General features: G+C 61.4%; 13 protein-coding genes. 7 read left to right on the forward strand and 6 right to left on the reverse strand.

The window, feature by feature from the left end:
- The first annotated feature begins 44 nt into the window (after window positions 1-44).
- Window positions 45-488 (forward strand): 23S rRNA (pseudouridine(1915)-N(3))-methyltransferase RlmH, encoded by a 444-nt coding sequence (locus AC4DF4_RS01100; protein ID WP_490046258.1) that lies wholly within the window; start codon window positions 45-47, stop codon window positions 486-488.
- A 13-nt stretch (window positions 489-501) separates the two neighbouring features.
- Here AC4DF4_RS01100 and AC4DF4_RS01105 read toward each other — a convergent pair whose 3' ends face one another.
- The 3 genes from AC4DF4_RS01105 to AC4DF4_RS01115 all read right to left on the reverse strand — a co-directional run bounded on the left by AC4DF4_RS01105 (window position 502) and on the right by AC4DF4_RS01115 (window position 2,399).
- Window positions 502-693 carry a hypothetical protein gene (locus tag AC4DF4_RS01105; RefSeq protein ID WP_490046259.1) on the reverse strand — a complete coding sequence of 64 codons (192 nt, stop codon included), beginning with the start codon at window positions 691-693 and terminating at the stop codon, window positions 502-504.
- 65 nt (window positions 694-758) lie between these two features.
- Window positions 759-1,568 carry a hypothetical protein gene (locus AC4DF4_RS01110; protein WP_490046260.1) on the reverse strand — a complete coding sequence of 270 codons (810 nt, stop codon included), beginning with the start codon at window positions 1,566-1,568 and terminating at the stop codon, window positions 759-761.
- Window positions 1,569-1,607: 39 nt separating this feature from the next.
- Window positions 1,608-2,399: a hypothetical protein gene (locus AC4DF4_RS01115; protein ID WP_490046261.1), complete on the reverse strand. Its 792-nt coding sequence runs from the start codon at window positions 2,397-2,399 to the stop codon at window positions 1,608-1,610.
- A 183-nt stretch (window positions 2,400-2,582) separates the two neighbouring features.
- Here AC4DF4_RS01115 and AC4DF4_RS01120 point away from each other — a divergent pair, with 183 nt between their 5' ends.
- From AC4DF4_RS01120 to mpl, 5 genes are all read left to right on the forward strand, one after another.
- A complete protein-coding gene (locus AC4DF4_RS01120; protein WP_490046262.1) occupies window positions 2,583-4,289 on the forward strand; it encodes an ABC transporter ATP-binding protein in 1,707 nt (568 codons plus the stop codon).
- Window positions 4,290-4,343: 54 nt separating this feature from the next.
- Window positions 4,344-5,225, forward strand: coding sequence for an HAD family hydrolase (locus AC4DF4_RS01125; protein ID WP_490046263.1), 882 nt, complete (start codon window positions 4,344-4,346; stop codon window positions 5,223-5,225).
- Between the two features lie 128 nt (window positions 5,226-5,353).
- A complete protein-coding gene (locus AC4DF4_RS01130; RefSeq protein WP_490046273.1) occupies window positions 5,354-5,794 on the forward strand; it encodes a putative toxin-antitoxin system toxin component, PIN family in 441 nt (146 codons plus the stop codon).
- Window positions 5,791-6,033: a toxin-antitoxin system HicB family antitoxin gene (locus AC4DF4_RS01135; RefSeq protein ID WP_490046264.1), complete on the forward strand. Its 243-nt coding sequence runs from the start codon at window positions 5,791-5,793 to the stop codon at window positions 6,031-6,033. Before AC4DF4_RS01130 ends, AC4DF4_RS01135 begins: the two co-directional genes overlap by 4 nt.
- Before the next feature lie 83 nt (window positions 6,034-6,116).
- Entirely contained in the window at window positions 6,117-7,502 is a 1,386-nt protein-coding gene (gene mpl / locus AC4DF4_RS01140) for a UDP-N-acetylmuramate:L-alanyl-gamma-D-glutamyl-meso-diaminopimelate ligase (protein ID WP_490046265.1), read from the forward strand.
- Between the two features lie 26 nt (window positions 7,503-7,528).
- On the opposite strand, the gene trhA is transcribed toward mpl, so the two are convergent.
- Window positions 7,529-8,185, reverse strand: a complete 657-nt coding sequence (gene trhA, locus AC4DF4_RS01145; protein WP_490046266.1) for a PAQR family membrane homeostasis protein TrhA — start codon at window positions 8,183-8,185, stop codon at window positions 7,529-7,531.
- Between the two features lie 80 nt (window positions 8,186-8,265).
- Here trhA and AC4DF4_RS01150 point away from each other — a divergent pair, with 80 nt between their 5' ends.
- Entirely contained in the window at window positions 8,266-9,018 is a 753-nt protein-coding gene (locus AC4DF4_RS01150; RefSeq protein ID WP_490046267.1) for a spermidine synthase, read from the forward strand.
- On the opposite strand, the gene AC4DF4_RS01155 is transcribed toward AC4DF4_RS01150, so the two are convergent.
- Both AC4DF4_RS01155 and AC4DF4_RS01160 read right to left on the reverse strand, forming a co-directional pair.
- Entirely contained in the window at window positions 9,019-9,219 is a 201-nt protein-coding gene (locus AC4DF4_RS01155) for a hypothetical protein (RefSeq protein ID WP_490046268.1), read from the reverse strand. It lies immediately after the preceding gene.
- A 41-nt stretch (window positions 9,220-9,260) separates the two neighbouring features.
- Window positions 9,261-9,836, reverse strand: a complete 576-nt coding sequence (locus AC4DF4_RS01160) for a sterol desaturase family protein (protein ID WP_490046269.1) — start codon at window positions 9,834-9,836, stop codon at window positions 9,261-9,263.
- Window positions 9,837-10,036 lie beyond the last annotated feature (200 nt).

Below are 10,036 nucleotides of genomic sequence, written 5' to 3' on the forward strand. Positions count from 1 at the left end.
AGGCTGGCGCGGCAGCGGGAAACGGGCAAGCTCGGAAGCAACGCATGCAAATTCGTCTGATCGTCGCCGGAAAGCCCGCGCTCGCTTATGCCAAAGCGGGTGTGGAAGAGTATCTGAAACGCCTGTCGCGCGCGGGCGGACACGAGCTGGTCGTGATCAAGGCGGGCAGCCGGGACGAGGTTTCGGAGCGGTTGCTAGAACGCTCCCAGGGCTGTTACCGCGTCGCGCTGGACGAGCGCGGCGAGTGTCTGACGACCCGCAAATTCGCCGAGAAACTCGAAGCGCTTGAAATGCGCGGCGACGTGAAAACCATCGCATTCCTGATCGGCGCGGCCGACGGCCACAACGAGGCGCTGCGGGAAAAGTGCGACCTCGTCCTAACGCTCTCCCCGTTCACCCTGCAGCACGAGCTGGCGCTGCTCGTCCTACTAGAGCAGCTTTACCGGGTGGCGTCGCTGAAGAGCGGATCGCCTTACCACCGGGATTGAGCCGCCTGCAAAATCAGCGGCGATATTGGTTCTGCGGCATCATGCCGAACTGACCCTGGCCTTGACCGGCCACCGGGCTGTTCCACGGGATCTTGCTGGTTTCGGAAACCGGCCCCACCGGCTTCCTCACCGGCTCGTTGGCACAGGAAGAGAACCCGAGAATGGCGGAAAGGACGAGGAGCAACAGAGAGAAGTTTCGCTTCATGCCCGACCATAAAAAAAGCTCCGCGGCATGCAAGCCTGCGGAGCTTTTGGAAACAAATAGTTCGATCAGTTGGTTACCGGTTGGGCGAGAATAACGCGGTCACCGGGCTGTAGGCGCACGCCGGAGGCGAGGCTCTCGAAATCGATCTCGGCGATCGTCTGGGTCGGCTCGATCGCGGAGGGCCGCACCCGGCCGATCTTGCGTCCGTCGCGCTCGACCAACAGGCCGGTCTGCGGAGTGAAGCCGGAGTTCGAGCCGGCTCCGATGACCAGGAAGCCCCAGTCCTGATTCACCGCAGTGACGACCGCGACCATCGAATTGCGGCCGATCCGCGAGCTGCGCTCGATCATCCGCTTGGAAAGGCGGTCCAATTCCGCGCGGTTGGTGGCGAGACTTTTCTCCGCACCGCCGACAAGGACTTCGAGCTCCTCAAGTTTCGTCTGCTTGGCCTTCTTGTCGTCTTCGACCTGTTGGATTTTTTCCGGCAGGGTGTCGAGAGTCACGCCACCGCCGAGATCGGCAAGGATCTTGTTGACCTCATCAAGGGCTTTTTCAAGCTGGCCGAACTCCTCGTCCTGCCCTTTGAGGTCCTCGTTCACTTTGGCTAGGTCGTTGGTCAAACCGCTTCCGGTAGAGGTGAGGAATGAAACGTTCTGGGTGAGTGTGTCCTGCTTTTCCTTGGAGTCAGTGAGCTTCTTTTTCTCGTCCCCGATGTTCTTGCCGGCGACGGCAATATCAGCGTCAGTTTGGTTTTTCGTGGCGATAGTCTCGATCCTGTCGATTTCAAGAGCCTTGAACTTCTGGGAATAGCTGAAGGACAAATACGCGGCACCGCATGCGGCGAGGATGGCGACGGAGTAAAGAATGGGTTTCATGAGTTATCCTTGGAAGGGGTGTTTGAAAAAATCCGGAGATCAGTTGCTGGTGGTTTTTGCAGCCGCTTGGCCGTGAATCACCTGATCCCCCACCATCAGGGTCACGTCCGGCGCCAGGGAATCCGGCACGATGCTGGCAGATGCCGAACCGCTCTCGACCGCGGTGACAAGCAGCTTGGCGATCGCTTCCCCCCCACGCACGACGCTGAGGGTCGAGTTGGTCACCACGCCGGCATTGTTGCCGGAGGCCAGGGTCACGAAGCCCCAGTTCGGATAAATGGAGCGAATCCGTGTTTTCAGCGAGGGAAGTGACTGGCTGTTGCTGAAACTGTCGAACTTGCTTTTGACATCGCCGATTTGAGCGTTCGTGGAAGCATCCTGGGCGGTGAGGTTGGCGAGTTTCGCCTCGTTTGCGGTGATCAACTGGGGCAGCTCCTCGAGGGCGCTGTTGGTCGCGCGCATCTTGGAAGCGAGTTCCTGCAAATCTCCCATCTTGGAAGTCTTGTCCCGGATCCCGTCGAGCTTCTCCTTGTTAGCAGCGATTTTGGCGGTGGTGGCTTCGATCTCCGCCCTGGTTCCGGCATTGGTTTTTTGCAGGGCCGCTTCAGTGGAGGTCAACTGATCGCTATCCGCATCCACGGCGGCGCGTTCGATGGGGAGGGCGGCAAGCACTTCCTGGGCCGCCTTGAGGCGGGCTTGAGCCTTGGTGAGGAGATCCTTTTCGGCCGCGGTCTCCGCGGTGCGAGCCTCGAATTGCTCCTTGTTTTTGGAAGCAATGAGAGCCGAGAGGACGAGGGCGATTGCAGTGAGAATTCCGAAGACTTTGGACATGGGGTTTTTTTGAGTGAGCAGTGAAATCCTTGGGCGGCGCGACACTAGGAAGTCCGGTTTGCCCTCCGCAACCCCAAATTTCAAAGACTTTCAAACTTCCCTCCACCTTGGCTTTACAAAGCCCGCCCCGGGGGGCATCGCTCTGGGCCTCCCATGAAGTCGATTTTCCGTGTCTTTTCTTACTTGCGCCACTACCCGGGCCTAGCGGCAGCCCAGCTTTTCTGCGCGGTCGGCATGACCTTGGCGGTGTTCGTGTTCCCGAACGCGACGGGTTTCGTAATCGACAAAATCATCCCCAACCCCGCGCGCCACCATGAATTTTCTTTTTGGATCGTCATCGCCTTGCTCGGATTTTTGACCAAGGACGGCCTGAATTCCGTCCGGATCTTCATCAATAACATCTTTGAGCAGAAGGTCATCTTCGACATCCGCTCGGATCTTTATGAGAAAATCCAGCGCCTGCCGCTCCAGTGGTTCGACACGCGCCGGACCGGCGACATCATGACGCGGGTGGTCGAGGACGTGACCAACATGGAACGGGTGCTGATCGACGGCATCGAACAGGGGCTGATTGCGGCGCTGCAAGTGCTCGGCATCGGGATTTTCCTGTTTTTCCTCAATCCAACCGTGGCGGCGTGGGCGACGCTGCCAGTGCCGTTTCTGGTAGTAGGCGCGTGGGTTTATTCGACCCAGGGCCGCGACCGCTATCGGAACCAACGCGACGCGGCTTCCGATTTGAACGCGCTGCTCCACGACAACATTTCCGGCGTGCGCCAGATCAAGGCCTACGCGGCGGAGGCGGCCGAGCATTCCCGTTTCAACCAGTTTTCCAACCTGCTGCGGATCGCCACGCTGCGGATGATGAAATGGTGGGCGTTTTACTCGCCGGGCATGTCGTTCCTGCGGATGACCGGCTATGTGCTGGTCCTCGCTTTCGGCGGCGGCGCGGTGATGAAGGGCGAGCTGACCATCGGGGATTTCACGAAATTCCTGCTGTTCCTCTCGCTGTTTTACGAGCCGATCGACCGCCTGAACTCTCTCAACCAGATGATCCTGTCAGGACGCGCGGCGGCGGACCGGGTGTTCGACATCCTGGACGCCGGGGAGGAACCCAACTCCACCCGCGGGGCCGAGCTCCCCGCAGAAATCGCGGGCCACGTGCGTTTCAAAAACGTCACCTTCGCCTATCAGGAACAGCCGACGCTGCACGGAGTCACGCTCGACGCCCAACCCGGCCAGACCATCGCGCTGGTCGGCTCGACGGGTGCCGGCAAAACCACGGTGCTCTCGCTGCTCGCACGCTTTTATGAAGCCACCTCCGGCGAGATCACCATCGACGGAATCGACATCGCCACCCTCGCGAAATCCTCGCTGCGCGGCCGCCTCGCCTACGTCACCCAGGAGCCGTTCCTCTTCAACGGCACCGTCCGCGAAAACCTCCAGCTCGCCAAACGCGACGCGTCCGACGCCGACCTCTGGACCGCCTTGGAAGCCGCCCACGCGGATCGCTTCGTTAGAGACCTGCCCGAACAGCTCGACACCAACGTCGGCGAGCGCGGCGTGAAACTTTCCGGCGGCGAGAAACAGCGCCTCTCGATCGCCCGCGCCCTGCTCAAGAACGCGCCGATCCTATTACTCGACGAAGCCACCGCGTCGGTCGATTCCGAGACCGAGCGCCAGATCCAGGACGCGCTCGACCGGCTGATGGAAAACCGCACCGCCTTCGTCATCGCGCACCGGCTTTCCACGATCCAGAACGCCGACCGCATCTACGTGCTCGAAAAAGGCGAGGTCATCGAGCAAGGCACCCACGCCACCCTGCTCGCCCAAGGCGGGAAATACGCCGAGCTCTGCCAGAAATCCTTCCTGTCTCCCGAGGAGGCGCCTTGACCGGATTTGCGTCTTGTCGCGGAGGCGCGCCGTTGCAAGCCTCCGTCATCTCCAATGGCCGCTCCCCAAAACACCATCGCGCTGGTTTACGACTACGACCAGACGCTCAGTCCGTGCTACATGCAGGACGACGTGTTGTTCCCCGAGTTCGGGATTGATCCCGCGCAGTTCTGGAAAAAGTGCAACGCCCTCGTCCATGACGAGAAGTGGGACGGCGAGCTCGCCTACCTGAAGTGCCTGCTCGACTATCTCGGCATGGACAACGTCACCAACGCCCGCCTCACCGAGCTCGGTGCCGGCCTGCGGTTTTTCCCCGGCCTGCCCGAGCTTTTCGAAGCCCTGCCGAAGGCCGCCCTCCGCCCCGACCACGAAGCGGCCGGCATCAAGATCGAGCACTACATCATTTCCTCCGGCCTCAAGGCCCTCCTCGACGGCTCGCGCCTGCAGCCCTTCGTCAAAGCCATGTTCGGCTGCGAGTTCGGCGAGGATTCCAAGGGCGGCATCAGCTTCCCCAAGCGCGTCATTTCCCACACCACCAAGACCCAGTATCTCTTCCGCATCAACAAAGGCATGCTCGGCTACGACCAGGACGTGAACGACCACATGCCCGCCGAGCAGCGCCCGATTCCCTTTGAAAACATGGTCTACGTCGGCGACGGTCCGACCGACGTCCCCTGCTTCACCGTCATGGCGCGAAACGGCGGCCAAGCCATCGCCGTTTACAATCCCGAGGACGCCACCGGCCGCTCCTTCCGGAAATGTTTCCAACTCTCCACCCACGCCGGCCGCGTCAAACACATCGCCCCCGCCGACTACCGCCAAGGCTCGCACCTCTGGCTGCTGCTCCAGGAAATGGTCACCGAGACCGCCGACCGCATCCTCCGCCGCCGCAGCGAGGAGCGCGAAAACGCGACGGTCGCCGCGCCGACGTTCTGAGAAATAGGCCTCATAGGCCCCATACGACCCATCTCTTCTACGCCCTGCTATTCCTGATAGGCCGTGCGGAATTCGGCTCAATCCAGCCCTTGCGCCTCGTTCATGTGCAAACTTGACTCCACCGCGGTATTACATATGATACCACCGTACTCGTCGCGTTCGATACAAATGTCATCATTTCAGCTCTGAAGTCTGCGAAGGGGGCCTCGTTTCGCCTCATTCAATTGCTGCGGGCCGGCGAGATCCACTCCGCCGTGACCGCTCCACTTGTTTTCGAATATGCCGATGTTGCGAGCCGCCTCGAACTGCTGCCGCATCTCTCGCCATCCGAAATATCCGGGTTCCTCGACTGGTTCGTTTCCGTTTCAAGCCACCACAAGGTCCACTTCCTGTGGCGGCCTTTGCTTCGCGACCCAAAGGACGATATGGTGTTGGAAGCTGCATGTGCGGCAAGTGTCGGATGCATCGTCACCCACAACATTTCCGACTTCGACCGCGCATCCTCTCTCGGGGTCAACATCTTATCGCCACTTCAATTACTCACGATCATTTCACCATCATCATTATGAGTACTCTCAGCATACGCCTTCCCAATTCCATCCATCAGCACGCCAAGCGATTGGCGCAAGACGAGGGAATCTCGGTCAACCAACTCGTCAGCAGCGCGCTTGCCGAGAAACTCTCCGCCCTCGACGCGGAACGTTACTTGAACGAACGCGCCGAACGCGGCAAGTCGGTCGATATCGATGCCATTCTCGCCAAGGTGCCCGACATCGAGCCGGAAGAGCAGGATCGGATCTCTCCGTGACTCAACGCGGCCCGCAGGAACTTCCGCCCCCCGCTATTCCTGATTGGCAGGCCCGTTTCCGCCGCATAGCCTCGCGCCCTTCGATGTCCGCCAAGAATAAATTTCACTTCACCGGGATCTGTGGCACCGCCATGGGAGCCGTCGCCGCCGCCATGAAACAACGCGGCTTCACCGTCACCGGCTCCGACGCCAACGTCTATCCGCCGATGTCCGACTTCCTCCGCGGCCAGGGCATCACGCTGACCGAAGGCTACGCCGAGGAAAACATCCCCGCGGACACCGACGTGGTCATCATCGGCAACGCCATTTCACGGGGAAATCCCGAGGCCGAGGCGGCTCTCGACCGCAAGCTGCTCTATCATTCCCTGCCCGAGGTGATGAAGGAATTCTTCCTCCGCGGAAAACGCAACTTCGTCGTCTCCGGCACGCACGGCAAGACCACGACCTCGTCGATGCTCGCGTGGATCCTCGTCAACGCCGGCCGCGATCCCGGCTACATGATCGGCGGGCTGCCGAAAAACCTCGGCCACGGCGCGCATTTCACCGACTCCGAGTTCAACGTGCTCGAGGGCGACGAATACGACACCGCCTTCTTCGACAAGCGCTCGAAATTCCTCCACTACCTGCCCGAGTGCGTCGTCGTCAACAACGTCGAATTCGACCACGCCGACATCTATAACAACCTCGACGAAATCAAACTCACCTTCCGCCGCTTGCTCAACATCGTCCCCCGCAGCGGCGTGGCCTATATCAACGGCGACGAGCAAAACTGCCTCGACGTTGCGAAAGGCGCGCCCTGCCCGGTCACCACCGTCGGCTTCGGCGAAAATTGCTCGCTACGGATCGAAAGTGTCAACTACCAGCCGGACCGCAGCTCCTTCACCCTCGGCGGCGTCCCCTACTCCACCCGCATGACCGGCGAGTTCAACGTCCGCAACGCCGCCATGGCCGTCGCCGCCGCCACCTTCGCCGGACTCACGCCGAATGAAATCCGCACCGGCCTCGAATCCTTCGACGGCGTCGCCCGCCGCCAGGAACTCCGTGGCGAGGTCCGCGGCATCAAGGTCATCGACGACTTCGCGCACCACCCCACCGCCATCCGCCTCGCCGTGCAGAGCCTGCGCCAGCGCCACCCGGATTCGCGGCTGTGGATTCTGTTCGAACCACGCTCGAACACGACCCGCCGCGCCGTTTTCCAAACCGAGCTGGCGGAAGCCCTCGCCGCCGCGGATTTCGCCATCGTCGCCGCCATCCCCGACCTCCACAAGATCCCGGAAAACGACCGGCTCGATCCCGACCAACTCTCCGCCGACATCGCCCGCCTCGGCGGCCGGGGGTTCTATCTGCCCGACCTCGAAACCATCATCGCCAAGGTCACGGAAACCGCCGAGCCCGGCGACATCATCGCCGTCCTGAGCAACGGCGGCTTCGGCGGCATCCACGGGAAATTGCTAACCGCCTTGGCTTGAGGCCGTTCGCTAGCATCGACTTGGAATCAAACGAGGACAAATCCACAGACGGCGACCACGTGGCAGACGCTGCCGCCGAGCACGAAGAGATGCCAGATCGCGTGGTTGAACGGCAGCCGGTGCCATGCATAAAAAGCGATTCCGAAAGTATAGCCCAAGCCGCCGGCGACCAGCCAGGCCAAGCCGGCCGCCGGCAAGCCGCGGTAGAGGGGGCCGATCGCTAAAACGATCAGCCAGCCCATCGCCAGATAGAGCGCGGTGGAAATCCAATGGTCCTTTTTCCCGCGCCACAAGGTCTTGATCAGGACGCCTATGGCCGCCATCGCCCAGACGATTCCGAACAGCCACCAGCCCGTCGCGCCGCGCAGCGTGATGAGGGTGACCGGCGTGTAGGAACCGGCGATGAGCAGGTAAATGCAGGCGTGGTCGAGCGCTTGGAATCGCGCCTTCCACCGCGGCGAGGTGAAAAAGTGATAGAGCGTGGATGACGAATACAGCAGAATCAGCGAGGTTCCGAAGACCGCGCCGGAAACGACTTTGAGCGGCTCGCCCCACGCCACAAAAAGCATCGCCGCCAGCGCCGCGATGCTGAACACCACGCCCGCCGCGTGGGTCACGAGACTCGCGACTTCTTCACGGTGGGAATCGCATAAGGGCGAGCGGTGGCCAATTTCCAGAAACATCCTGCGGGGCATCTCTTTCGCCCGGGATCGCCCGCTTGTCCAGCCCGCCGAAGTCCTCGACTCCGTGGACCCGGCGCTGCATGCTCCCGTCGATGCGCCGCACGGGAATCGTCCACACTCGCTTTCAATCGCTGGAAATCTGGAAATCGGAGCTGGCCACCGAGTTCCGCGTCGCCGGGGCGCTGCATGCGTCGTTCCACAAGAACCGCTTCCTCACCGGGCTGGCCTGGGACCTCATCGCCGCCGCCGCGCTGCTGCGCAAGGACGGCCCGCCGCGCTCGATCCTGATGCTCGGCCTGGCCGGCGGCACCGCTTACCGGGTGCTGCGCCACTTGCTGCCGGACTGCAAACTCACCGCCATCGACATCGACTCGGAAATCGTCGGCCTCGCCCGCGAGCATATGGAGCTCGACGCGCTCGACATCGAGGTGATCACCGCCGACGCCTATCCGTGGCTCGCGCAAAACCAGCGCCGGTTCGACGTGGTTTTCGACGACATCTATCTGGCTGGCAAGACCGACGTGTTCCGCCCGCAGGCCTGGAATCCCGAGCTGCTCGTCCATCTCCGCCGTGCCACCGCTCCCGGCGGCGTGCTCGCAGTGAACCTGGTGACCGGAGCCGGCCACCGGAAAATGCAGTCGCTCACGCGGAAAATCCTCCGCGACGCTTTCCCCAGAGTGCGCAGCCTCACCACGCCGGCGGGCATGAACGAGGTCCTCGTCGCCGGAGAGGCCGTGGCCACGCGGCCGCAGCTCGACGCCTATCAGGAAAATTTCGGCGACTGGCGCGACCGGATGTTTTGGGACCGCGTCGAGGTCCGGCGGGTCTCCTGATTACTTCGAGCCGCTCACGGCTGCGTGGCAGCCGCCATCCGGGCGGAAGTTCTCTGGCAGACACTTGCAGGATTGCTTCATCGTCATCGGGTCCAGCGGCGTGACGGTGCGGCAGGAGATTGCGGAAAACGCGAGACCAAGGATCGGGAACAGTAGTAGGTATTTCATCGGGTCGGTTGGGTGTTCGGGAGTCCTAGCCATTTCGAGCGGGAAACTCCAGCATTCTCTTTCCGCCCGGAAATTCAGCCCAGCGGCTGGATGTTGGGCACCGAGGGGCCCGTCGCCTGGGCGAAGTGGGTTTTCGAGCGGGCCATGAAGGTCCCGAGGCAGAGGTCGGCGATCGGCAGGACGACGTTGAAATTCTTGTGCATGTAGCGGTGATGCAGCAGGTGGTGGCCGTTGAGCCGGCGGAACCACCAGGGTTTTTCCACGCGCCGGGCCTTCGGCAAATGCATGCACCAGTGGATGTATTCGTAAAAACAGTAATAAGACGCGAAGGCCAGCGCGCCGCCGACCACGAAGGCCCACTGCCCGGTCAGCCAGGAAAGCACCGCGAACGGGATCGCGCCGATCAGGATGATCACCGGACCGTTCCACCACGCCATCGGGATGGTTTCCTTGTCCTTCTCATCGAGCAGGTGATAGGTCTTGTCCGCCTTGAAAGTCCCGTGATGGACGATGGCGTGGGCTTGGAAGGCGTAGCGGAAATTCCCGACCGGTCGGTGCATCACGTATTTGTGAAGCGTCCATTCGAAAAACGAGGCGAAGACGATGCCGACGGCGAGGCCTGCGAGGGCCCAGAGGATGAAGAAGGTCATGAGTGATGAATTGGCGAAATGATTCCTTAAGCCGCCGTGCGGGTATACCCAGCCGGGGAGGATGACAAGCGCCATTGTGGGGCGCGACCTGAGATGACCACGGCATTTTCTTTTTGAATGAAATCCCCCCAGCGCATCCCGATTCTAAGAAAATCCTAGACAAGGCATCCCATTTCGTCTCTGTTTGGCTCGCATGAAAG

The organism is Luteolibacter sp. (assembly GCF_058122085.1).